The sequence below is a fragment of the Pantoea sp. SM3 genome (assembly GCF_000963995.1).
Lineage (GTDB): Bacteria > Pseudomonadota > Gammaproteobacteria > Enterobacterales > Enterobacteriaceae > Pantoea > Pantoea rwandensis_B.
Genome location: NZ_JZRD01000016.1, coordinates 158272 through 181414, shown reverse-complemented (window position 1 = coordinate 181414; position 23143 = coordinate 158272). Strand labels below are relative to the sequence as shown.

Sequence of the window (23143 nt, the reverse complement as noted above, 5' to 3'; positions counted from 1 at the left end):
CATGGACAATTTGAATCTGAACAAACACATCTCCGGTCAGTTCAACGCGGAGCTGGAACACATTCGCACTCAGGTGATGATCATGGGTGGCATGGTGGAGCAGCAGCTTACCGATGCCATTACCGCGATGCACAACCAGGATGGCGAGCTGGCACGTCGCGTGATCGACGGTGACCAGAAGGTCAACATGATGGAAGTGGAGATTGATGAAGCCTGCGTGCGCATCATCGCCAAACGTCAGCCTACCGCCAGCGACTTGCGCCTGGTGATGGCAATCATCAAGACCATCTCTGAGCTGGAACGTATCGGTGACGTCGCTGAGAAAATCAGCCGCACGGCGCTGGAGAAGTTCAGCCAGCAGCACCTGCCGCTGCTGGTGAGTCTGGAGTCTCTGGGTCGCCACACCGTGCAGATGCTGCACGACGTGCTGGATGCCTTCGCGCGTATGGATCTGAATGAAGCCATTAAGATCTATCGTGAAGATAAGAAGGTCGACAAAGAGTACGAAGGCATTGTGCGTCAGCTGATGACCTACATGATGGAAGATCCACGCACCATCCCAAGTGTACTGACGGCGCTGTTCTGTGCCCGCGCTATCGAGCGTATCGGTGACCGTTGCCAGAACATCTGCGAAATTATCTTCTATTTCGTTAAAGGTCAGGATTTCCGTCACGTTGGCGGCGACAAGCTGGATGAACTGCTGTCAGGTGATGACGGCAGCAATAAACCCTCTTAATTGCCGTTTCGGCTGCCTGTTGCCACTGTGGTAAACAGGCAGCCATCTTCATTTCTGATTGGTCTCCGCGATTCCCTCTCTTTATACTTGGCGCACTTTTTTCTGCCAGGTGCTGTTAAATGTCTTCCCCAATAACGAAAAAAAATGCCGTGACGCCGGCAAAAGCGATGGTTGCTGCCATTAGTGGCTATGCGATGGACGGCTTCGATCTGTTAATTCTGGGCTTTATGTTACCGGCAATCAGCGTCTCGCTGGCGCTCGATCCCTCTCAGGCCGGTTCGCTGGTCACCTGGACGCTGATCGGCGCGGTGATCGGTGGCATTGTGTTTGGTCATCTCAGCGATCGCTATGGTCGTATCCGTATTCTTACCGTGACGATACTGATGTTCTCAATCTTCACCGGGCTGTGCGCGGTGGCGCAGGGCTACTGGGATCTATTGGCCTACCGCACGCTGGCGGGTGTGGGCTTAGGCGGTGAGTTTGGTATTGGCATGGCGCTGATTGCGGAAGCCTGGCCGAAAGAGAAGCGCAATCGCGCCTCGGCGTGGGTCGGCATTGGCTGGCAGCTCGGTGTGCTGCTGGCCGCCTTTATCACGCCGCCATTGCTGAGCGTGATTGGCTGGCGCGGCATGTTCCTGGTGGGCTTACTGCCTGCGCTGGTGTCGTTTGTGATTCGTCGCAGTATGGGCGAGCCGGAAGGCTTCACGCGTCACGTGGAAAAAACACCGCAGCTGTCGTTCGCCGCACGTATCAAACTGCTGTTTGCCGATCGCGCCACTAGCAAAGCCAGTCTGGGCATCTTTATTCTCTGCTCGGTGCAGAATTTCGGCTACTACGGTCTGATGATCTGGATGCCAAGTTACCTCTCATCCAGCTTTGGTTTTAGCCTGACCAAATCCGGCTTGTGGACGGCGGTGACCGTGGTGGGCATGACCTTTGGTATCTGGCTGTTTGGCGTATTGGCCGATCGCTTCGCGCGCTGGAAAATCTTTCTGCTGTACCAGTTTGGCGCGGTCGCCATGGTGGTGGTGTATGCGCAGTTGCGCGATCCTACCGTCATGCTGTTTACCGGCGCGATCATGGGGATGTTTGTGAACGGCATGATTGGCGGTTACGGCGCGCTGATCTCGGACACCTTCCCACCTCAGGCGCGCGCAACCGCGCAGAACGTGTTGTTCAACCTTGGACGCGGTGTCGGCGGCTTTGGTCCACTGGTGATTGGTCTGCTGGCGGCGCAAATATCCTTTACTGCGGCCATCACTTTGCTGGCGCTGATTTACCTGCTGGATATCGTGGCGACGTTGTTCCTGCTGCCGAAGAAGCAGAGTAACGAGGATTCGCTGGGCGCGATTGGCTAAGGCGTTTAGGTTACCTGGTGCGCATAAATGCGCACCCGATTAGATCTTACCTGCGAACTGTTCAAAATCGCACACCGGCCTCTGTAGGGGCAGCACCAGGTTCCACCGGGCACACAGGGAACAGATCAGACCGACCATAGAGGTAACACTTTTGTGGTCAGTCGATTTGAATCATGCATTGCCCGGACATCCTGCGCCGGTTTCTGCAGGGGCGACATTCATGCCGCCCTGGGTTTACACCAAATCCCAACCCCTTGCGCGCCACAGCGCTGGCAATTGCGCCATATCGTCAAAGCGCGTCACCAGCGGATGATCCAACTCCGGATTGTGCGCATCAGCGCAGTAGTAAAATACCGGAATGCCCGCCGCGATCCCCGCACGCGCACCGGCCTCTGAATCATCCACCAGAATGCACTTCTCAATCGGCACCTGCATTTGCTCCGCCGCGTGATACATCAACTCGGGATCGGGCTTCCAGTGATTAATGTCATAACCGCTGTATAGCCGACCTTCGAGGTATGGCAGCATGCCGGTTAACCCCAGCGAGTGCTGCATCTTCTTCACTGTCCCGTTCGATACCACGCACATCGGCACTTTCACGCTTTCCACCAGCGCTTTGGCACCGGCAATCGGCTTCAGGTCGAGGTCAAACAGGCGGGCGACATCAGCGCGATAGGCGGTTTCGAATTCTTCGATGGGAACGTCGATTTGATGCTGCGCCAGTACATCCCGCACGATGTCATAGAGCTTAACCCCTTTGTACTGCTCAAACATCTGCTGCAAAGAGAGCTCAATACCGTATTGGGCAAAGGTGTTGACGTAAGATTGCGTACAGATCACTTCACTGTCGACCAGCGTACCGTCGCAATCGAAAAACACACATTCAACTGACATCGCACATCATCCTTTTATTAAACAACCAGCTGACACTCTAGCGCACTCAGCGCAGAAAGCGACCCCGGCAACCGTTTGCGAATAATCAGTGTTTTGCCCGGCTAAAATCTATAGGATACGCGGCGATAAATTTTTTTCCGGGACAGTTGAATGAACAATCAGGGCTTGTTGCAGCGCATCTTTAAGCTGCAGGAACACGGCACAACCGCGCGCACCGAAGTGATCGCCGGTTTCACGACTTTCCTGACGATGGTGTACATCGTCTTTGTAAACCCGCAAATTTTGGGCGCGGCAGGCATGGATACCCAGGCGGTGTTTGTCACCACCTGTTTGATAGCGGCCTTTGGCAGCATCCTGATGGGGCTGGTGGCGAATTTGCCGGTGGCACTGGCACCGGCGATGGGGCTGAACGCTTTCTTCGCGTTTGTGGTGGTTGGCGCCATGGGTTACTCATGGCAGGTTGGCATGGGGGCGATCTTCTGGGGGGCGCTCGGTCTGCTGATCCTCACGCTGCTGCGCGTACGTTACTGGATGATTGCCAACATCCCAATGAGCCTGCGCGTCGGCATCACCGCCGGTATCGGCCTGTTTATCGCTATGATGGGGCTGAAAAACGCCGGTATCATCGTGCCGAATGCCGACACCATTGTGACGGTCGGGAATCTGACCTCGCATAGCGTACTGCTGGGGGCGCTGGGCTTCTTCATTATCGCGATTCTGGCCTCACGCAATATCCACGCGGCAGTGCTGGTATCAATTGTGGTCACTACGGCGATTGGCTTAGCCATTGGCGATGTGAAATTCAGCGGTGTGTTTGCCGCGCCGCCGGCAGTGACATCGGTGGTGGGTCAGGTCGATATCAAAGGGGCGTTCAACATCGGTATGGCGGGAGTGATCTTCTCCTTTATGCTGGTCAACCTGTTCGACTCTTCCGGCACGCTGATCGGTGTCACCGATAAGGCCGGACTGACCGATGAAAAGGGCACTTTCCCGCGCATGAAGCAGGCGCTGTATGTCGATAGCATCAGCTCGGTGACCGGTTCGCTGATCGGCACTTCTTCGGTGACGGCGTATATCGAAAGCTCTTCAGGTGTGGCGATTGGTGGCCGCACCGGTTTGATGGCGGTGATCACCGGCATTCTGTTCCTGCTGGTGATGTTCCTGTCGCCGCTGGCTGCGATGGTGCCGGCCTATGCGGCCGCTGGAGCACTGATTTACGTTGGCGTATTGATGACGGCATCGCTGTCACGCGTGCGCTGGGACGATCTTACCGAAGCGGTCCCGGCGTTTGTCACGGCGGCGATGATGCCTTTCAGCTTCTCGATCACCGAAGGTATCGCGCTGGGCTTCATCTCGTACTGTGTGATGAAGCTTGGCACAGGACGCTGGCGTGAAATCAGCCCGTGCGTGGTGATTGTTGCCCTGTTGTTTGTGCTAAAAATCGCGTTTATCGACGCGCACTAAAAATAACAGGCCGCGATTGCGGCCTGTTTTGTTAGAGATGTCCGATTTCTTGCGGTGTGGGAGTGAGGCTGGTCAGACGCAGCGAGCGCGGGCCAATATTCGGTTTGCTCATTTCAACGTCGCGCAATGGCTGCCATTGCTGCTGTGCATCAATCTCCCACAGGCATAAGCGCTCAGTGCCCGGAGAGAGCGCGCACGACCACACCAGCATCGGCTCGGCATCACATACCGCCTGAATATCCGGAAACACGCTGGAGCGCAGACGGCCGGCAGCAGGGTGCAACTGCAGCGAACCGGCACCGTTTTCACTTTCACCCGTTAATTTGAGGATGCTCTGGCGCAGCGTCCAGATTTGCGTCACCGCTTCCATGAAATCCTGCTGCGCGTTGATCCACGCCTTCTCACCGGATGAGAGATCCTGCGTGAGCGTGTCCTGCGTCTGACGGCTGTGGGCGCGGACAATCTCCATATCCAATCCCGCCCGCCCGCCTTCTTCCGCCAGCAGCACACCAACCATATTACCGGCGTAAGCAATACTAAAGTCAGGGAGGTTTGGATCGGCAAAGCAAGGACGTCCGCTGCTGGTGGTCACAAGCGGCGGGAGTTCACGAATGCCATAAACACGCAGCATGAGCTGAGCCAGCAATTCGCGTGCGGCAAGAAAACGGCTACGGCGCTTGTCAGGGAAGCGCTCGGCGCTGTTAATCACATCCTGTGGAACCCGCAACTGCTCTGAAGAGAGCGGCGAGTTACCCATCCAACGTACAAAATGACTAGCCATCTGTCGCTCCGTGAAAATGGTCAGATAATCATCAGGGCTATTGTAGGAATTTTCTCAGAGGTTTGCATCCGGCATAACATGGAATGACCAAAAATCAGATAAGACCGAAGCGACGGCTAATCCCATCCGATGAATTTGCATATAACGCTTTTGCTGATTTTGCGCGGATAGGGTGCCGTAAAGTCTGAGGTAGTGTAGGATTTGGGCAACCCAAAGCACATCGAAGTGCGTGAACAATCCACCTCAAGATAATCGTGCCCATCGCAGCAGCATGCACGTCGGAGTTTTTTTATGTCAGTAACTTCACTTACTCGCCAGGAATCAATCTCACTTGATGAATTTCGTCATGGTATGCGCCGCCTGACCGCAGGCGTTTCTTTAGTGACCACCGAGTTTCAGGGCGAAAAGCTGGGTCTGATTGCGACCTCCGTTAGCTCACTGGCTGCCGAGCCGCCAAGCCTGCTGGTGTGTGTTAACCGTAGTGCATCCAGCCACGACGCATTTGTGAATGCTGGCCATTTCGCTGTGAACGTCTTGCGTGAACAGCATGACGATTTATGCGCGCAGTTCAGTCAGTCTGCACGTCGCGCAGAACGCTTCCAGAGCGGTGAGTGGCAAACGCTGAACACCGGTGCACCGGTGCTGGCTGATGCATTGGTGAGTTTTGACTGCCAGCTGGAGAAAGTGGTGGAGTGGAATACGCACAGCGTGCTGCTGGCGCGCATCGTTGGCATTTCACTGCCAGGTGAAGCGGCGGAGCCGATGGTGTACTTCAATAGCGGTTTTCACTCGCTGGGCTAATGTGAGTGACAGGCGTCGCGCAATGCCCGACGCCTGGAATCAATCAGGCAAATTTGCTGGCTTCATCAAAGCCGAGGCGCGGTAAACGCGCATGCAGTTTGCTGGCTTCACCGTAGCCAAGGTTAATCAGTAAATTCACCTGCCATTTGCTTTCGCTAAAGAAGGCTTCATTGACTTTTGACGGGTCAAAACCGGACATCGGGCCGGCATCCAGCCCCAGCGAACGTGCCGCCAGAATTAAATATCCTGCCTGCAGGCTGCTATTGCGGAAGGCCGTCTCTTTCGCCAGATCCGGGCTGCTGGTGAACCAGCTGCGTGCATCACCGTGCGGGAAGAGTTTGGGCAGCGCTTCATAGAACTCAGGATCCCACGCCACGATCACCGTTGCCGGTGCTGCCATGGTTTTGTCCACGTTGCCAGAGGAGAGTGCAGGTTTCAGCTTCTCTTTGCCTTCCTGCGAAGTGACAAACACGAACCGTCCCGGTGAACAGTTGGCTGAAGTCGGGCCGAGCGCGGTCAGGCTGTAGAGTTGCTGCAGCACATCATGAGAAATCGGTTTGTCCTGCCAGTAGCTGTGGGTGCGAGCGTCATTGAACAGCGCGTTCAGCGCCACGCTGTCGAGCGGTGTACTCATGTTTCTCTCCTGTTCAGGCAGCAACTTGCGCCTAATATTTAGCATCAATCGTGGGTGAGCCCGGTACGCTTTAGCACGGGCCAGCGATCGTTATACTGCAAAGGAGAGGGGGTGCCAAATAACAAAGACGCATGTTTCCCCCAACCAAACAGTGATGGGGGAAACAGGGGGAGGATTACTTCCCAATACAGAAGCTGGAGAAAATCCGGCCGAGCAGATCGTCGGAGGTAAACTCACCGGTGATCTCGCTCAGTGCCTGCTGCGCCAGACGCAGCTCTTCCGCCAGCAGTTCACCGGCCCATGCACCCAGCAGCTGGTCTTTACCCTGCTGTAAGTGAGTGGCTGCTAACTCCAATGCCTGCAGATGGCGGCGGCGTGCCAGGAAGCCACCTTCCATATTGCCAGAGAAGCCCATGCTCTGTTTCAGATGGTCGCGCAGTGCATCCACGCCTTCCCCCGTCCGCGCAGAGAGGCGAATCAGTGAGTGATCATTCACTTCTGTCAGACCCAGCACTTCGCCGGTCATATCGGCTTTGTTACGCACCACGGTAATGGGCAGTTGTGCCGGTAAACGTGCGACAAAATCAGGCCAGATTGCGGCCGCTTCTGTGGCGTCGGTGGTGGTGCCATCCACCATAAACAGCACGCGATCGGCTTGCTCGATTTCCTGCCAGGCGCGTTCAATTCCAATGCGCTCCACTTCATCACTGGCTTCACGCAGCCCCGCAGTATCGATGATGTGCAGCGGCATGCCGTCGATATGAATATGCTCACGCAGCACATCACGCGTGGTGCCAGCGATATCGGTGACAATCGCGGCTTCACGACCGGCGAGGGCATTCAGCAAGCTGGATTTACCGGCATTAGGACGACCAGCAATCACCACTTTCATTCCTTCACGCAGCAGGCTGCCCTGACGCGCTTCGGCGCGCACGTTATCAAGGTCGCCGATCACCGCATTTAGCTGACCTTCGATTTTGCCGTCAGACAGAAAATCGATCTCCTCATCCGGGAAGTCGATAGCGGCTTCCACGTAGATGCGCAGGTGAGTGAGTGCTTCCACGAGTGCATTGATGCGCAGGGAAAATGCGCCTTGCAGTGAATTCACGGCGGAACGCGCGGCCTGCTCTGAACTGGCGTCTATCAGGTCGGCGATCGCTTCCGCCTGCGCCAGATCGAGTTTGTCGTTGAGGAACGCACGTTCGGAGAATTCACCCGGCTGGGCGATACGCACACCCGACAGCGCCACGATGCGTTTCAGCAACAGATCCAGAATCACCGGGCCGCCGTGCCCCTGCAGCTCCAGCACATCTTCGCCAGTGAAAGAGTTGGGGCCAGGAAACCACAGCGCAATCCCCTGATCCAGCACGCTGCCATCCGCATCGTTGAACGGCAAGTAGTCGGCATAGCGCGGTTTCGGCAATTTGCCGAGCACGGCTTGCGCGACGTCAGCGGCTTTGGCGCCGGAAATACGCAGAATGCCGACGCCGCCACGGCCGGGAGGTGTCGCCTGGGCAACGATAGTGTCGCTGTGGCTCATGTCTTTCTCTCTTTTCACATAAAAAAACAGGGCGACATAAATGCCGCCCCTTGAGTATACGCTGCTGCTGTTGCAGTCAGACGTTACGCTTTCTTCTTGTCGCGGCTGTGCAGACCACGTTTTTCCAGCCCGCGATAAATCAGCTGCTGCTGGAGGATGGTCACCAGGTTACTGACGATGTAGTACAGCACCAGACCCGCAGGGAACCACAGGAAGAACACGGTAAAGATAACCGGCATATAAGTCATGATCTTCTGCTGCATCGGATCGGTCACGGTGGTCGGTGACATCTTCTGGATGAAGAACATGGTGATACCCATGATAACCGGCAGAATGTAGTACGGATCCTGCGCGGACAGGTCATGAATCCACAGAATGAACGGTGCATGACGCAGTTCAATCGAACCTGACAGCATATAGTACAAGGCCAGGAAGATTGGCATCTGGATAACCAGAGGTAAGCAGCCGCCCAGCGGGTTCACTTTCTCTGCCTTGTACAGCGCCATCATTTCCTGGCTCTGCTTCTGCTTGTCATCGCCCAGACGCTCACGCATGGCCTGAATCTTCGGCTGCAGCATGCGCATCTTCGCCATGGAGGTGTACTGCGCTTTGGTCAGCGGGTACATGATGCCACGAACGATGAAGGTGATAACGATAATCGAGAAGCCCCAGTTACCGATAAAGCTGTGCAGGAACTTCAGCAGCTTAAACAGTGGCTGAGAGATGAACCACAACCAGCCGTAATCTACGGTCAGATCCAGGTGAGGCGCGATAGCCGCCATTTTGTCCTGGATTTCCGGCCCCAACCACAGGGTTGCGCCCAGGTCTTGCTGTGCGCCGGCTGCCACGGTCACCGGTGAAGATTTATAACCGATTGCCGCAACGCCGTTACCAAGGTTGCTGGTGTACAGGGTGTTGTTACCCTGAGTACGCGGCACCCATGCTGTGGCGAAGTACTGCTGCAGCATCGCCACCCAACCATTGCTGGTGGTCGCGTTCAGGTTCTCGTTATCCGCGATGGTATCGAATTTGTATTTTTCGTATTTCGCTTCGCTGGTCGAGTACGCTGCGCCACGGAAGGTGTGCAGGGCAAAGTTATTGCTGCCGGTATCACGGTGCTTCGGCAGATCAATGGTCTGCTTCAGCTGACCGAACATCGACACTTCCAGCGGCTGCTGCGAGGCGTTATTGATGTTGTAGTCAACGTTAACCGCGAAGTCGCCACGCTTGAACACGAAGGTTTTGGTATAAACCACACCTTTTTCATCGGTCCAGGTCAGTGGTACATGCAGCTCGGTCTGGCCATCGGCCATCTCGAAGTGATCCTGAGTGGTGGTGAACAGCGGACGAGCGCCATTGTTCGGGTTATCCGGGCCATTACGACCGGTTAAGCCACTCTGCGCCTGATAAACGAAGGCAGGGGTGGTTTCCAGCAACTGGAACGGTGCGTCTGAACCCAGTTTGTCTGGGTAAGTCAGCAGCTGTGCCTGCTCAATATCGCCACCGCGAGTATTGATGCTGAGTGACAGGACATCAGTCTTAACGGTGATCGTTTGGCCCTGACCGCTAGCCGGCACGCCGGAAGAGGCGGCATCACCCGCTGCGCTGCTTGTGTTCTGCGTGGTCTGAGTCTGCTGTGGCTGCGGAGCGTGGTCCGTCTGCCAGGCTTGCCAGATCATAAAAGACACGAACAGAAAAGCGATGAGAAAGAGATTGCGTTGCGAATCCATCGTTAATGTTCTCTGGTATCAAAGGTTTTTGGCGGCACAGGATCGTCACCACCCGGGTTCAAAGGGTGGCATTTTAATACGCGTTTTATCGTCAACCAACTACCTTTTACGACGCCGAAACGACGTAATGCCTCAATCCCATACTGCGAGCAGGTGGGATGGAACCGACAATGAGGTCCAAGTAGTGGGCTGATGGCGCGTTGATAAACGCGTATCAGGGCGATCAGGAGCCGCGAGCCAGGCGACAGTGACGACGCCATAATTTCTCCAACGCTTCCGTTAACGCACGGTTATCGAGGTCAGCAATCCCCTTTTTCGCCACGATGACAAAATCCATCGCAGGCAGCTCGTGTTGGCGCAGACGAAAGCTTTCACGGGTCAATCGCTTGATCCGGTTGCGTTCATGGGCGCGTTTCACATGCTTTTTGGCGACGGTAAGACCGATGCGGGGATGCCCCAGCGAGTTAAGGCGGCCGAGGATGGTGATTTGCGGCGTACCGGCTCTTTGTGGCTGCTGGAAGACGAAAGTGAAATGAGTGGGAGTTAACAAACGTAACTCCCTGGGAAATGCGAGCTTAACCACGAGGGTTAGCTTTATTACTTAGAAACGGTCAAACGAGCACGGCCTTTAGCACGACGACGTGCCAGAACCTGACGACCATTTTTTGTTGCCATACGAGCACGGAAACCGTGTGAACGGTTGCGCTTCAGTACGGACGGTTGAAAAGTGCGTTTCATGGCGATTTCTACCTAAACTTGAAAATTTTCACTGGGTGACGCGTTTTCGGGCCAGTAAATCGACCTACGCCTCAATGTGTCTTTAATAAAGAGGCGGGATTGTAATAATTGTACAGTCCAGAGTCAATTTACTTCGCAGTTCGCGGCACCTGGAAACCAGATACAGCCCGCTGATTCCGGGCATCAAGGCTTCACGCGATAATGCCGGGTGGGGAATTATACGGGCTATAGGGTAAAGCGCAAGGATCGCGCAGGATCTTCTTGCGATCAATTTGCAGATTTATTGCGCGGAAACGAGAGGCGACCAGAAAAATTGCCTCTTTCAGCAAGATCCCCGCTCGCTTTTTCCACAGAAAGCGTAAACTCATTAGCGCTTCACTAGCCTGTGGATAAATTGGATCAAAACTGTGTAGAAAGGGAAGATCTCTGTGCCGCTTTGCGCTATGATCCGCCCTTCCGCTGACGATCCTCACTGCGATCGCCGGGGATGACTACCGCGGATAGCGGTCGCAGGCGCTTTCTGATCGCCTGTGTCAAAAAAGACAGTTTCTATTATTAGCGCCTGAAATTCTTATCGATTTTGTACGAGTGGAGTCCGCCGTGTCACTTACGCTTTGGCAACAGTGTCTTGCCCGTTTGCAGGATGAGCTTCCTGCCACCGAATTCAGCATGTGGATTCGTCCGCTGCAAGCTGAATTAAACGACAATACGCTGACCTTGTATGCACCAAATCGGTTTGTACTCGACTGGGTTCGGGATAAATATCTCAATAGTATTAATGGGCTGCTGAATGAATTCTGCGGTCCGAATGTGCCTTTGCTGCGTTTTGAAGTAGGCACGCGCCCGGCTGCGCAGGTTGCAGCCAGCCAGCCTGCTATGGCGGCTTACAGCACCCCTGCTCCTGTTGAAAACCGTCCTGCTCCGGCGCAAATCTTGCGTCCAAGCTGGGACTCAGTGCCCGCTCCGGCGGATGTCACCTACCGCTCAAATGTGAATAACCGCCATAACTTCGATAACTTCGTTGAAGGTAAATCTAACCAGCTGGCGCGCGCGGCGGCACGTCAGGTGGCGGATAATCCTGGTGGTGCTTACAACCCGCTCTTCCTTTATGGCGGAACCGGTTTAGGTAAAACTCACCTGTTACATGCGGTGGGAAATGGCATTATTGCGCGCAAGCCGAATGCCAAAGTGGTTTACATGCACTCAGAACGTTTTGTGCAGGACATGGTAAAAGCGCTGCAGAACAACGCCATTGAAGAATTTAAGCGTTATTACCGCTCCGTCGATGCACTGTTGATCGATGACATTCAGTTCTTTGCCAATAAAGAGCGCTCGCAGGAAGAGTTTTTCCATACCTTTAACGCCCTGCTGGAAGGCAATCAGCAGATCATTTTGACCTCGGATCGCTATCCAAAAGAGATCAATGGTGTTGAAGATCGCCTGAAGTCGCGCTTTGGCTGGGGATTAACCGTCGCGATCGAGCCGCCTGAGCTGGAAACGCGTGTGGCGATCCTGATGAAGAAAGCGGATGAAAACGATATTCGTCTGCCGGGCGAAGTCGCCTTCTTTATTGCCAAGCGTCTGCGCTCCAATGTGCGTGAGCTGGAAGGGGCGCTGAACCGCGTCATCGCCAATGCCAACTTTACCGGCCGCGCGATCACCATCGATTTCGTGCGCGAAGCGCTGCGCGATTTACTGGCGCTGCAGGAAAAGCTGGTCACCATCGATAACATCCAGAAAACGGTGGCCGAATACTACAAGATCAAAGTCGCGGATTTACTGTCGAAGCGCCGTTCGCGCTCGGTGGCACGCCCGCGTCAGATGGCAATGGCAATGGCGAAAGAGTTGACCAACCATAGCCTGCCGGAAATTGGCGATGCGTTTGGTGGCCGCGATCATACCACCGTGCTCCATGCCTGCCGTAAAATTGAGCAGTTGCGTGAAGAGAGCCACGACATCAAAGAAGATTTCTCTAACCTCATTCGAACATTATCTTCCTGACGCATATGAAATTTATTGTAGAACGTGAGCAGTTGCTGAAACCACTGCAACAGGTTAGCGGCCCGCTTGGTGGACGTCCGACCTTACCGATCCTCGGAAATTTACTGTTGCAGGTGAGTGAAGGCGTACTGCGTCTGACCGGCACCGATTTGGAAATGGAGATGGTGGCCCGCGTTGCATTAACGCAGCCCCACGAGCCCGGTGCGACCACCGTGCCCGCGCGTAAATTCCTCGATATCTGTCGCGGTTTGCCAGAGGGCGCGGAAATTAGCCTGACGCTGGAAGGTGACAGAATGCTGGTGCGTTCTGGCCGCAGCCGTTTTTCCTTATCGACGCTGCCCGCCACTGACTTCCCTAATCTGGATGACTGGCAGAGCGAGGTGGAGTTCACCTTGCCACAGGCCACGCTGAAACGTCTGATTGAAGCGACCCAGTTCTCGATGGCGCATCAGGATGTGCGTTACTACCTCAACGGCATGCTGTTTGAGACCGAAGGTGAAGAGTTGCGCACCGTCGCCACCGATGGTCACCGTCTGGCGGTATGCTCCATGCCGATTGGCCAGGCGTTGCCTAACCATTCGGTGATCGTGCCACGTAAAGGTGTGATTGAACTAGTCCGTTTGCTTGATGGCGGCGAGACTCCGCTGCAGGTACAGATCGGCAGCAGCAACATTCGCGCCCACGTTGGTGACTTTATCTTTACCTCTAAGCTGGTTGATGGCCGTTTCCCGGATTATCGCCGTGTATTGCCGAAAAACCCGGACAAAGCGCTGGAAGCGGGATGCGATCTGCTGAAACAGGCGTTTGCCCGTGCAGCGATTCTCTCCAATGAGAAATTCCGCGGTGTTCGCATCTATATCACCGAGAATCAGCTCAAGATCACCGCCAATAACCCTGAACAGGAAGAAGCGGAAGAGATGCTGGATGTGTCGTACAGCGGCACTGAACTGGAGATTGGCTTTAACGTGAGTTACGTGCTGGATGTGCTGAATGCGCTGAAGTGCGAAAACGTGCGGTTGCTGCTGACCGATTCGGTTTCGAGTGTGCAGATTGAAGACGTTGCCAGCCCAGCGGCGGCATATGTAGTCATGCCCATGCGCTTGTAGTAGAAAATATCGGCCTGGCTTACTTGCCATTCTGGTCTCGGGCAGTGCTCGCCCCTGGTCACATACTTCAGTATGCTCCCAGGGCCTGCGCGCTGGCCGTGACCAGACTGCCTGCGCCGCCGACGGCCTGGATTGATAATGTTAGGCAACCCCCTTCTGGCTGGAATGATTCATGGCTTTAACCCGCCTCCTGATTAAAGATTTCCGCAACATCGAGCAGGCCGATCTCACGCTGGCACCAGGTTTTAATTTCCTCGTGGGTGCTAACGGCAGCGGTAAAACCAGCGTGCTGGAGGCCATCTACACCCTCGGACATGGCCGCGCATTTCGCAGTTTGCAGGCTGGACGCGTGATTCGTCACGATCAGGATGCGTTTGTCCTGCACGGAAGAATTGAAGGCAGCGAGCGCGAATTGGCCGTGGGGCTGACCAAAAATCGCGCCGGTGATAGCAAAGTGCGCATCGACGGCAGTGATGGTCATAAAGTGGCGGAGTTGGCGCAGTTGCTGCCGATGCAGTTGATCACGCCGGAAGGGTTTACTTTGCTCAATGGCGGCCCCAAATATCGTAGAGCTTATATTGATTGGGGCTGTTTCCACTCCGCAACCGGTTTCTTCAATGCCTGGAATAATCTACGGCGTCTGATGAAACAGCGTAACGCCGCGCTGAGACAAGTTTCGCGTTACAGCCAAATTCGCCCGTGGGATCAAGAATTGGTGCCGCTGGCCGAACAGATTAGCCAGTGGCGCGCCGAGTACAGTGCGGCGATCTCGAAAGAGATCATCGCTACCTGCAGTCAGTTTTTACCAGAGTTTGAGTTGTCGTTTTCGTTTCAGCGCGGCTGGGATAAAGAGAGCGATTTTGCCGAACTGCTGGAACGTAATTTCGAGCGCGATCGCGCGCTCACCTATACCGCCAGCGGCCCGCACAAAGCGGATTTTCGTATCCGTGCGGAAGGCACGCCGGTGGAAGATTTACTCTCACGCGGTCAATTAAAGCTGCTGATGTGTGCACTGCGTTTAGCGCAGGGTGAATATCTGACGCGCAGCAGCGGACGTCGCTGTTTGTACCTGATTGATGACTTCGCCTCGGAGCTGGACGATTCGCGTCGTCGGTTGCTTGCCGAGCGCCTGAAAGCCACGCAGGCTCAGGTATTTGTCAGCGCCATTGGTGTCGAACATGTAATCGACATGAGTGACGAAAAGGGCAAGATGTTCCGCGTGGAACAGGGTAAAATAGCGGTTCAACCTGAAGATTAAATGAGCGAGAAACGTTGATGTCGAATTCTTATGACTCCTCAAGTATCAAAGTCCTTAAAGGGCTTGATGCGGTACGCAAACGCCCGGGTATGTATATCGGTGATACCGATGACGGCACCGGTCTGCATCACATGGTATTCGAGGTCGTGGATAACGCAATCGACGAAGCGCTCGCGGGTCACTGTAGTGACATCGTCGTCACCATCCATGCGGACAATTCTGTGTCTGTTCAGGATGATGGCCGTGGTATTCCGACCGGCATTCACCCGGAAGAGGGTGTGTCTGCGGCAGAAGTGATCATGACCGTGTTACACGCCGGCGGTAAATTCGACGATAACTCGTATAAAGTGTCCGGTGGTCTGCACGGCGTGGGCGTGTCAGTGGTTAACGCCCTGTCGCAGAAGCTGGAACTGACCATTCGCCGCGAAGGTAAAGTGCATCAGCAGATTTATCAGCACGGCGTGCCGCAGGCACCGCTGGCGGTATCCGGTGAAACCGAAGCCACCGGTACGCGCGTCCGTTTCTGGCCGAGCTACGAAACCTTCACCAACGTGATCGAATTCGAATACGACATCCTGGCAAAACGCCTGCGTGAATTGTCGTTCCTGAACTCAGGCGTCTCTATCCGTCTGGAAGACAAGCGTGACGGCAAGAGCGACCACTTCCACTACGAAGGCGGTATCAAGGCGTTTGTTGAGTACCTCAACAAGAACAAAACCCCGATTCACCCAACCGTGTTCTATTTCTCTAACGAGAAAGACGGCATTGGTGTGGAAGTGGCGCTGCAGTGGAACGATGGTTTCCAGGAAAACATCTACTGCTTCACCAACAACATTCCACAGCGTGATGGCGGTACACACCTTGCGGGCTTCCGTGCGGCAATGACGCGTACGCTGAACGCTTACATGGACAAAGAAGGCTACAGCAAAAAAGCCAAAGTCAGCGCCACCGGTGATGATGCGCGTGAAGGCCTGATTGCTGTCGTCTCGGTGAAAGTACCGGATCCGAAGTTCTCCTCACAGACCAAAGACAAGCTGGTCTCTTCTGAGGTGAAATCTGCGGTTGAGCAGCAGATGAACGAACTGCTGAGCGAATACCTGCTGGAAAACCCGTCAGACGCGAAAATCGTGGTTGGCAAAATCATCGATGCCGCGCGTGCACGTGAAGCGGCACGCCGCGCCCGTGAAATGACCCGTCGTAAAGGCGCGCTGGACTTAGCGGGTCTGCCGGGCAAGCTGGCGGATTGTCAGGAACGTGACCCTGCACTGTCTGAAATCTACTTAGTGGAAGGGGACTCAGCGGGCGGCTCTGCCAAGCAGGGACGTAACCGTAAGAACCAGGCGATCTTGCCGTTGAAAGGTAAAATCCTCAACGTAGAGAAAGCGCGTTTCGACAAGATGCTCTCTTCTCAGGAAGTGGCTACGCTGATCACCGCACTCGGTTGTGGTATCGGACGCGACGAATACAACCCGGACAAACTGCGTTATCACAGCATCATCATCATGACCGATGCCGACGTCGACGGCTCGCACATCCGTACGCTGCTGTTGACCTTCTTCTATCGTCAGATGCCGGAAATCGTCGAGCGTGGTCATGTTTATATTGCGCAGCCGCCACTGTACAAAGTGAAGAAAGGCAAGCAAGAACAGTACATTAAAGATGACGAAGCGATGGATCAGTACCAGATCGCTATCGCGCTTGATGGCGCAACACTGCACACCAACGCCAGCGCACCGGCGCTCGGCGGCCAGCCGCTGGAAAATCTGGTGGGTGATTTCAACAGCACCCAGCGCATGATCAAGCGTATGGAACGCCGCTTCCCAACGGCAATGCTGCGTGGCTTGATCTACCATCCAACCCTCAGCGATCTCAGCAATGAAGCCGCGGTTAAAGGCTGGATTGAAGGTTTAGTTGCATACCTGACCGAGCGCGAAGCGCACGGCAGCAGCTATATGGCGCACGTACGCACCAACAGCGAACTGAACGTGTTCGAACCGGTATTACGTGTGCGTACGCACGGCGTAGATACCGACTATCCGATGGACAGCGAGTTCATTGATGGACCGGAATACCGCAAAATCTGTGGTCTGGGCGAGCAACTGCGCGGCCTGATTGAAGAAGATGCGTTTATCGAACGTGGCGATCGCCGTCAGCCAGTGACCAGCTTCGAGCAGGCAATTGAGTGGCTGGTGAAAGAGTCACGCCGTGGTCTGTCAGTCCAGCGCTATAAAGGTCTGGGCGAAATGAACCCAGAGCAGCTGTGGGAAACCACCATGGATCCAGATAGCCGCCGCATGCTGCGCGTCACCATCAAAGACGCCATCGCGGCTGACCAGCTGTTCACCACGCTGATGGGCGATGCGGTTGAACCGCGCCGCGCCTTCATCGAAGAGAACGCGCTGAAAGCCGCTAACATCGATATCTGATGTGAACAAAAACCCTTCCATACCTGGAAGGGTTTTTTTTAGCTGTTTAAACCCGAATCGTCCTGCCTACGGATCCGTCCGGCATTTCAATCAACAAGCTGAGTTTTCCACCCATCGCCTCAATATAACGTTTAATAGTAATCAGGCGCTGATCGGCTCCCGCTTGTTCAATCTGTGTGATACGAGGTTGCTTCACCCCCATCGCTTCAGCCACTGTTTTTTGTGACAGCTCCAACTCCTCGCGCAATAGCTGCAATCCGGTTTCCAGGATCAGCTCATCAGCCATTTGCTGAATGTCAGCACGTTCAGAGGCAGAAAAGGCGTCATTCAAAAAGTCTTTAAGGTCAGTCATTTGCTTTACCCTCCAGATCAGCCAGGTGGCAGGAAAAAATTTCATCGGCAGATTCAATCATGCGCTGATAAAAATGCTTATCACCCGTTTTATCTCCAGCACACAACACGATAGCTTTACGCTGAATATCGAACGCATAAAACGCGCGAATACGGTGACCCGCATATTGCACCCTGAGCTCTTTCATATTGTGAAAGCGCGATCCGCTCACCGTGTCAGCGTAGGGGCGGGGGAGCAATGGGCCATAATGCTGAAGGTTTAACAATGCTGCCGCGACGCGTTTTCTTAAGCCACTATCTTGCTGGAGCAACCACTCCTCAAACGGTTCGGTTAGTTGGACCTGCCACATAACGCAATCTCCATATAAGTGATTGCTTATATAAATTTATAAGCAATAGCTTATATAGTCAAGTCGCCTCCCGATTGTAAAAGGTCAACGTGCTGACGTGGAAGCGACAACACAAACTAACCTCCCCCTCCGTTGCCGATTAACTGGTCAATGTGAGCTGAATCGCGCTAGCATTAAACAAACTCTGACTTAACCGAGGATGTTATGGCGATAAAATTGATTGCGATCGATATGGACGGCACGCTACTTAACCCGCAGCACGAAGTGACGGCAGCGGTGAAATCGGCCATTGGTCGTGCACGCGATAAAGGTGTCTCTATCGTGCTGGCGACTGGCCGTCCATTTGTAGGTGTCGAGCGCTACCTGATGGAACTGGATATGCAGCAGCCCGGCCAGTATTGCATCAGTAACAATGGTGCGCTGGTGCACAGCGCGGATAGCGGCGACGTGGTGGCTGAACAGACGCTCAGTTTTGATGACTATCTCTACCTTGAGCAGCTGGCGCGCGACCTCGGTGTGCATTTCCAGGCGTTCGACAAATCTTTCCTCTACACGCCAAATAAAGACATCAGCGAATACACCATCCATGAAGCCAGCCTGACCGGCATTCCGGTACGCTACCGCGCGGTGGAAGAGATGGACCCGGCCACACGCTTCCCGAAACTGATGATGATCGACAAGCCACATCTGCTGGATAAGGCGATTGCTGGCCTGCCTGCGCGTGCGCGTGACAGCTACACCATCCTGAAAAGTGCACCGTACTACCTCGAAATTCTCAATCCACTGGTCAATAAAGGCTACGGCGTGAAAATGCTGGCGGACAAACTCGGCCTGCAACAGTCGGAAGTGATGGCGATTGGCGATCAGGAAAACGATTTGGCGATGATTGAGTACGCGGGAACGGGCGTCGCGATGGGCAATGCCATTGATTCAGTCAAAAACATTGCGCAGTTCGTGACCAAAACCAATATGGAAGATGGCGTCGCGCATGCCATTGAAGAGCTGGTGCTGTAATCCTTTCTTTTGCGGGCAGCGCGCAGCTGTCCGCCTCTCTGAACTCATCCTGCAAATGCCCATCGGTCGCCATCAATGCCGACACAACGAATGATCGTTCCGGTTTACGTGTATGCATACTCCACAAATGATGAACCAGCGAACGGTCAGTCCAGTTTCCGCACAGTGCGCATTGCTACACCATGAATGATCACCCAACGAGCGAGCTTCTCAGTTTCTGCCGAGTACGCACTGATCCTTCATAGGTAATGCCCCACCCCATGCGCAGCTCGATTGCGTCGGAGCTCAATTATGCGCCCATGGATTGTCTATTATGTGATCCAGATTGTAGTACAACCAATTAAGTTAGTACTACAATCGGCATCACTGATTAAGGTGTCAGTTGGGTTTCACCACACGAAAGCAGTAATCTGATGCGCTACCGTCTTTCACTGAATGGAACATCATGACGCAAGAACAATTAAGCAAAACCGAGCGCATCATCCTGACGCTGGGTGAAGAAATTGTAGCAGGGAAGTATGTGCCGGGCGCTGCGTTGCCCGCCGAAGCCGAGTTGTGTGAACGGTTTGGCACCTCGCGCAACATCATCCGAGAAGTATTTCGCTCGCTGATGGCAAAGCGGTTGATGGAGATGAAGCGTTACCGTGGCGCCTTTGTCACGCCGCGCAATCAGTGGAATTACCTCGACAGCGATGTCCTGCAATGGGCACTGGCGCACGATCAAGATCCCAGACTGATTGCCGCCATGAGTGAAGTGCGCGTGCTGGTGGAGCCGCAGATTGCGCGCTGGTCGGCGGAACGCGCGACCTCCAACGATTTGGCGGCGATTGAGCAGGCTTATAACGACATGGTTGCTCATCATCTCGATCGGGAAGCATTCAATGAGGCGGATATCCGCTACCACGAAGCAGTGCTAGCTTCGGTGCACAATCCGGTATTGCAGCAGCTTAACGTGGCGATCAGCCAGTTACAGAAAGCGGTGTTTGCGAAAACCTACATGGCGGATTCCGGCAACATGCCGCGCACCTTAGCCGAACACAAAGCGCTATTTGATGCTATCCGACACCAGGATGGCGATGCGGCGGAGCAGGCGGCGAAAGCGATGATCGCCAGCTCCACTGCCCGACTCAAGGAGATTATGTGACCAGCTATATCGCGATTGATTGGGGCTCAACTAATCTGCGTGCCTGGCATTATCAGCAGGGCAACTGCGTTGATGAGCGCCGGTCAGAAGCGGGCGTCACGCGTCTTGGCGGACGCACGCCCGCAGAGGTATTTGCTAGTGTGACAGATGGCTGGCCAGTGAATGACGTGCCGGTGGTGATGGCGGGCATGGTCGGTAGCAATGCAGGCTGGCTTGCAGTGCCTTATCTGGCCTGTCCGGTGGCGTTGGACCAACTCAGCAGCCGCCTGACCCGCGTTGAAGACAAAGCATGGATCGTGCCGGGATTGAGTGTCGAACGTGCTGACAACTACAACGTGATGCGCGGTGAAGAAACGCAATTGCTAGGTGCCTTAGCGCTGCAACCCGCCACGCAGTATGTGATGCCTGGCACGCATGCCAAATGGGTGCAGGTGGAGCAGCAGCGTGTGCTGGACTTTCGCACGGTGATGACGGGTGAACTGCATCATCTACTGCTGAAACAGTCGCTGATTGGTGCGGGTTTACCCGAGCAGGAAGAGAATCCGGCCGCTTTCCGTGAGGGCTTAGCGGTCGGCAGCCACGACGCATCGATCCTTTCCCGGCTGTTCGAAGTGCGTGCTTCTCATGTATTGGGCGCACGCGATCGCCGCCATATCAGCGATTTCCTATCCGGCCTGCTGATTGGTCATGAAGTGGCGTTGATGACGCAACACGCGGATCGCAGCCAACCGATCATCATTATTGCTGGAAATGCGCTGGCGCAGCGTTATCAGCAGGCGCTGCAATTTATCGGCATGGATTCAGTTACCCTGGAAGGCGACCGCGCGTTCCAGCATGGAATAAGGAGTATTGCAGATGACCTGGCACACTAAATTGCCATTGATCGCCATCCTGCGTGGCATCACGCCAGACGAGGCCGAAGCGCACGTGGGTGCCCTGATTGAAGCGGGTTTCGATGCCATTGAGATCCCGCTGAATTCACCGGAATGGGCCAAAAGCATCGGCGCGATGGTGCAGACTTTCGGCGATAAAGCGCTGATCGGTGCGGGCACCGTGTTGCATCCGGCGCAGGTCGATGAGCTGGCCACGCTTAACAGTAAGCTGGTAGTGACGCCGAATACCGATGCGGCCGTGATCCGTCAGGCCGTGGCGCAAGGGATGATTGTAGCTGCAGGTTGCGCCACTGCTACCGAAGCCTTCACCGCACTGCAGGCGGGTGCCCAGGCGCTGAAAATCTTCCCATCGTCGGCGTTTGGTCCGGGCTACATCAAGGCTTTGAAAGCGGTGCTGCCGCCGGAAGTGCCGGTGTTTGCGGTGGGCGGCGTGACGCCAGAAAACCTGCATGAATTTTTGGCCGCAGGCTGCATTGGCGCAGGTTTGGGCAGCGATCTCTATCGCGCCGGCCAGCCGCTGTCGCGCACTGTGGAGAAAGCTCGCGCATTTATTGCTGCTTATAAGGATGCTGTACGATGAAAATTACCAAACTGACCACTTATCGCCTGCCGCCGCGCTGGATGTTCCTGAAAATCGAAACCGATGAAGGCATTGTTGGCTGGGGCGAACCAGTAATTGAAGGGCGCGCGCGCAGCGTCGAAGCGGCCGTGCATGAGCTGTCGGAATATCTGATTGGTCAGGACCCGGCACGCATCAACGATTTGTGGCAGGTGATGTATCGCGGTGGATTCTATCGCGGCGGTCCGATTCTGATGAGCGCCATCGCCGGTATCGACCAGGCATTGTGGGATATCAAAGGCAAAGCGCTGGGTGTGCCGGTGTATCAGTTGCTTGGTGGTCTGGTGCGTGACAGCATCAAGGCGTATAGCTGGGTAGGCGGCGATCGTCCGGAAGAAGTGGTCGATGGCATCAAGAAACTGCGCAAGATTGGCTTCGACACCTTCAAGCTGAATGGATGCGAAGAGATGGGCATTATCGACAACTCGCGCAAAGTGGATGCAGCGGTGAATACCGTGGCACAGATTCGCGAAGCCTTTGGCAAAGAGATTGAGTTCGGTCTCGATTTCCATGGTCGCGTCAGTGCGCCAATGGCGAAAGTGCTGATCAAAGAGCTGGAGCCGTATCGTCCGCTGTTTATTGAAGAGCCGGTGCTGGCGGAACAGGCGGAATATTATCCGCGTCTGGCGGCACAAACCCATATTCCGATTGCCGCAGGCGAACGTATGTTCTCGCGCTTCGAGTTCAAGCGTGTGCTGGAAGCGGGTGGCCTGGCGATTCTGCAACCGGATCTGTCGCATGCGGGCGGTATCACCGAATGCTACAAAATTGCCGCGATGGCAGAGTCTTACGATGTGGCGCTGGCACCACACTGTCCGCTCGGCCCCATCGCGCTGGCTGCCTGCCTGCACGTCGATTTCGTATCACGCAACGCGGTGTTCCAGGAGCAGAGCATGGGCATTCACTATAATCAGGGTGCTGAACTGCTGGATTACGTCATCAATAAAGATGATTTCAAAATGGATGATGGTCACTTCTATCCGCTGAATAAACCGGGTCTCGGCGTGGAAATTAACGAAGAGCTGGTGATTGAAAGAAGTAAGAATGCACCGGACTGGCGTAATCCATTATGGCGTTTCCCAGACGGATCGGTCGCTGAGTGGTAATACCCGTCATAATTTAAGCTACAGATGCGTTGGCTGTGCTTACTCACCTTAAGTAAGCTGCTGGGAATGTATTCCCTTGCCACCTTTCTGCACGTCGAATTATTTAGGGTATAAGAATTTATAAAATCTTTTAGATAAAGATATGCCGGTGAAATAAGGCATAGGGCCTCGCTCAGCCTTATCCCGGCAGATGACATTT

General features: G+C 54.7%; 24 protein-coding genes. 13 read left to right on the top strand and 11 right to left on the bottom strand.

Translation table 11 applies throughout. The features are described from left to right. Nucleotide 1: 1 nt before the first annotated feature. Together phoU and VI01_RS10595 are read left to right on the top strand one after the other, a co-directional pair. Nucleotides 2-736 (top strand): phosphate signaling complex protein PhoU, encoded by a 735-nt coding sequence (gene phoU / locus VI01_RS10600; protein WP_038643963.1) that lies wholly within the window; start codon nt 2-4, stop codon nt 734-736. Nucleotides 737-855: 119 nt separating this feature from the next. Further along, nucleotides 856-2094 carry an MFS transporter gene (locus tag VI01_RS10595; RefSeq protein WP_045815084.1) on the top strand — a complete coding sequence of 413 codons (1239 nt, stop codon included), beginning with the start codon at nt 856-858 and terminating at the stop codon, nt 2092-2094. Between the two features lie 234 nt (nt 2095-2328). On the opposite strand, the gene yieH is transcribed toward VI01_RS10595, so the two are convergent. Beyond that, nucleotides 2329-2988, bottom strand: a complete 660-nt coding sequence (yieH, locus tag VI01_RS10590; RefSeq protein ID WP_045815083.1) for a 6-phosphogluconate phosphatase — start codon at nt 2986-2988, stop codon at nt 2329-2331. Nucleotides 2989-3138: 150 nt separating this feature from the next. Between yieH and VI01_RS10585 the strand changes: the two genes are divergently transcribed. Continuing rightward, on the top strand, nt 3139-4452 hold the full coding sequence (locus VI01_RS10585) for an NCS2 family permease (RefSeq protein ID WP_038643959.1): 1314 nt from the start codon (nt 3139-3141) through the stop codon (nt 4450-4452). A gap of 31 nt (nt 4453-4483) precedes the next feature. Here VI01_RS10585 and VI01_RS10580 read toward each other — a convergent pair whose 3' ends face one another. Next, on the bottom strand, nt 4484-5233 hold the full coding sequence (locus VI01_RS10580) for a 4'-phosphopantetheinyl transferase superfamily protein (RefSeq protein ID WP_045815082.1): 750 nt from the start codon (nt 5231-5233) through the stop codon (nt 4484-4486). A 291-nt stretch (nt 5234-5524) separates the two neighbouring features. Here VI01_RS10580 and VI01_RS10575 point away from each other — a divergent pair, with 291 nt between their 5' ends. Continuing rightward, complete coding sequence (locus VI01_RS10575) at nt 5525-6034, top strand: flavin reductase family protein (protein ID WP_034830017.1); 510 nt, start codon at nt 5525-5527, stop codon at nt 6032-6034. Between the two features lie 43 nt (nt 6035-6077). Here the strand turns inward: VI01_RS10575 and VI01_RS10570 are convergent, their stop codons facing one another. From VI01_RS10570 to VI01_RS25585, 7 genes are all read right to left on the bottom strand, one after another. Then, a complete protein-coding gene (locus VI01_RS10570) occupies nt 6078-6668 on the bottom strand; it encodes a malonic semialdehyde reductase (protein ID WP_038643955.1) in 591 nt (196 codons plus the stop codon). Between the two features lie 175 nt (nt 6669-6843). Continuing rightward, complete coding sequence (gene mnmE / locus VI01_RS10565; protein WP_045815081.1) at nt 6844-8208, bottom strand: tRNA uridine-5-carboxymethylaminomethyl(34) synthesis GTPase MnmE; 1365 nt, start codon at nt 8206-8208, stop codon at nt 6844-6846. Nucleotides 8209-8291: 83 nt separating this feature from the next. After that, entirely contained in the window at nt 8292-9938 is a 1647-nt protein-coding gene (gene yidC / locus VI01_RS10560; protein ID WP_045815080.1) for a membrane protein insertase YidC, read from the bottom strand. 2 nt (nt 9939-9940) lie between these two features. Next, nucleotides 9941-10198: a membrane protein insertion efficiency factor YidD gene (yidD, locus tag VI01_RS24905; protein WP_007893564.1), complete on the bottom strand. Its 258-nt coding sequence runs from the start codon at nt 10196-10198 to the stop codon at nt 9941-9943. Continuing rightward, entirely contained in the window at nt 10162-10521 is a 360-nt protein-coding gene (gene rnpA / locus VI01_RS10555; protein WP_034830013.1) for a ribonuclease P protein component, read from the bottom strand. The genes yidD and rnpA overlap by 37 nt, the downstream gene beginning before the upstream one ends. Before the next feature lie 14 nt (nt 10522-10535). Beyond that, nucleotides 10536-10676, bottom strand: a complete 141-nt coding sequence (rpmH, locus tag VI01_RS24900; protein WP_000831330.1) for a 50S ribosomal protein L34 — start codon at nt 10674-10676, stop codon at nt 10536-10538. Nucleotides 10677-10867: 191 nt separating this feature from the next. After that, nucleotides 10868-11044: a hypothetical protein gene (locus VI01_RS25585; protein ID WP_197079583.1), complete on the bottom strand. Its 177-nt coding sequence runs from the start codon at nt 11042-11044 to the stop codon at nt 10868-10870. 232 nt (nt 11045-11276) lie between these two features. Here VI01_RS25585 and dnaA point away from each other — a divergent pair, with 232 nt between their 5' ends. The 4 genes from dnaA to gyrB all read left to right on the top strand — a co-directional run bounded on the left by dnaA (nt 11277) and on the right by gyrB (nt 17467). Next, nucleotides 11277-12677, top strand: a complete 1401-nt coding sequence (dnaA, locus tag VI01_RS10550; RefSeq protein WP_034830012.1) for a chromosomal replication initiator protein DnaA — start codon at nt 11277-11279, stop codon at nt 12675-12677. Nucleotides 12678-12682: 5 nt separating this feature from the next. Continuing rightward, nucleotides 12683-13783: a DNA polymerase III subunit beta gene (dnaN, locus tag VI01_RS10545; RefSeq protein ID WP_034830010.1), complete on the top strand. Its 1101-nt coding sequence runs from the start codon at nt 12683-12685 to the stop codon at nt 13781-13783. Between the two features lie 172 nt (nt 13784-13955). After that, nucleotides 13956-15041 carry a DNA replication/repair protein RecF gene (gene recF / locus VI01_RS10540; protein WP_045815079.1) on the top strand — a complete coding sequence of 362 codons (1086 nt, stop codon included), beginning with the start codon at nt 13956-13958 and terminating at the stop codon, nt 15039-15041. Between the two features lie 17 nt (nt 15042-15058). Beyond that, nucleotides 15059-17467, top strand: a complete 2409-nt coding sequence (gyrB, locus tag VI01_RS10535) for a DNA topoisomerase (ATP-hydrolyzing) subunit B (RefSeq protein WP_038643951.1) — start codon at nt 15059-15061, stop codon at nt 17465-17467. Between the two features lie 46 nt (nt 17468-17513). Here the strand turns inward: gyrB and VI01_RS10530 are convergent, their stop codons facing one another. Both VI01_RS10530 and VI01_RS10525 read right to left on the bottom strand, forming a co-directional pair. Continuing rightward, complete coding sequence (locus VI01_RS10530) at nt 17514-17819, bottom strand: helix-turn-helix domain-containing protein (protein WP_038643950.1); 306 nt, start codon at nt 17817-17819, stop codon at nt 17514-17516. Continuing rightward, the gene (locus VI01_RS10525; protein WP_045815078.1) at nt 17812-18168 is read right to left on the bottom strand and encodes a type II toxin-antitoxin system RelE/ParE family toxin; all 357 of its coding nucleotides are present in this window, start codon (nt 18166-18168) and stop codon (nt 17812-17814) included. The genes VI01_RS10530 and VI01_RS10525 overlap by 8 nt, the downstream gene beginning before the upstream one ends. 204 nt (nt 18169-18372) lie before the next feature. On the opposite strand from VI01_RS10525, the gene yidA reads away from it, so the two are divergent. The 5 genes from yidA (at nt 18373) to dgoD (ending at nt 22944) form a co-directional block, all read left to right on the top strand. Beyond that, the gene (gene yidA / locus VI01_RS10520; protein ID WP_045815077.1) at nt 18373-19182 is read left to right on the top strand and encodes a sugar-phosphatase; all 810 of its coding nucleotides are present in this window, start codon (nt 18373-18375) and stop codon (nt 19180-19182) included. A 445-nt stretch (nt 19183-19627) separates the two neighbouring features. Next, a complete protein-coding gene (locus VI01_RS10515) occupies nt 19628-20326 on the top strand; it encodes a FadR/GntR family transcriptional regulator (RefSeq protein ID WP_034829999.1) in 699 nt (232 codons plus the stop codon). Further along, nucleotides 20323-21198 (top strand): 2-dehydro-3-deoxygalactonokinase, encoded by an 876-nt coding sequence (locus tag VI01_RS10510; protein ID WP_045815076.1) that lies wholly within the window; start codon nt 20323-20325, stop codon nt 21196-21198. The genes VI01_RS10515 and VI01_RS10510 overlap by 4 nt, the downstream gene beginning before the upstream one ends. After that, on the top strand, nt 21182-21799 hold the full coding sequence (locus VI01_RS10505; RefSeq protein WP_038643945.1) for a 2-dehydro-3-deoxy-6-phosphogalactonate aldolase: 618 nt from the start codon (nt 21182-21184) through the stop codon (nt 21797-21799). The genes VI01_RS10510 and VI01_RS10505 overlap by 17 nt, the downstream gene beginning before the upstream one ends. After that, nucleotides 21796-22944, top strand: a complete 1149-nt coding sequence (gene dgoD / locus VI01_RS10500; protein ID WP_038643943.1) for a galactonate dehydratase — start codon at nt 21796-21798, stop codon at nt 22942-22944. The genes VI01_RS10505 and dgoD overlap by 4 nt, the downstream gene beginning before the upstream one ends. Nucleotides 22945-23143: the final 199 nt, after the last annotated feature.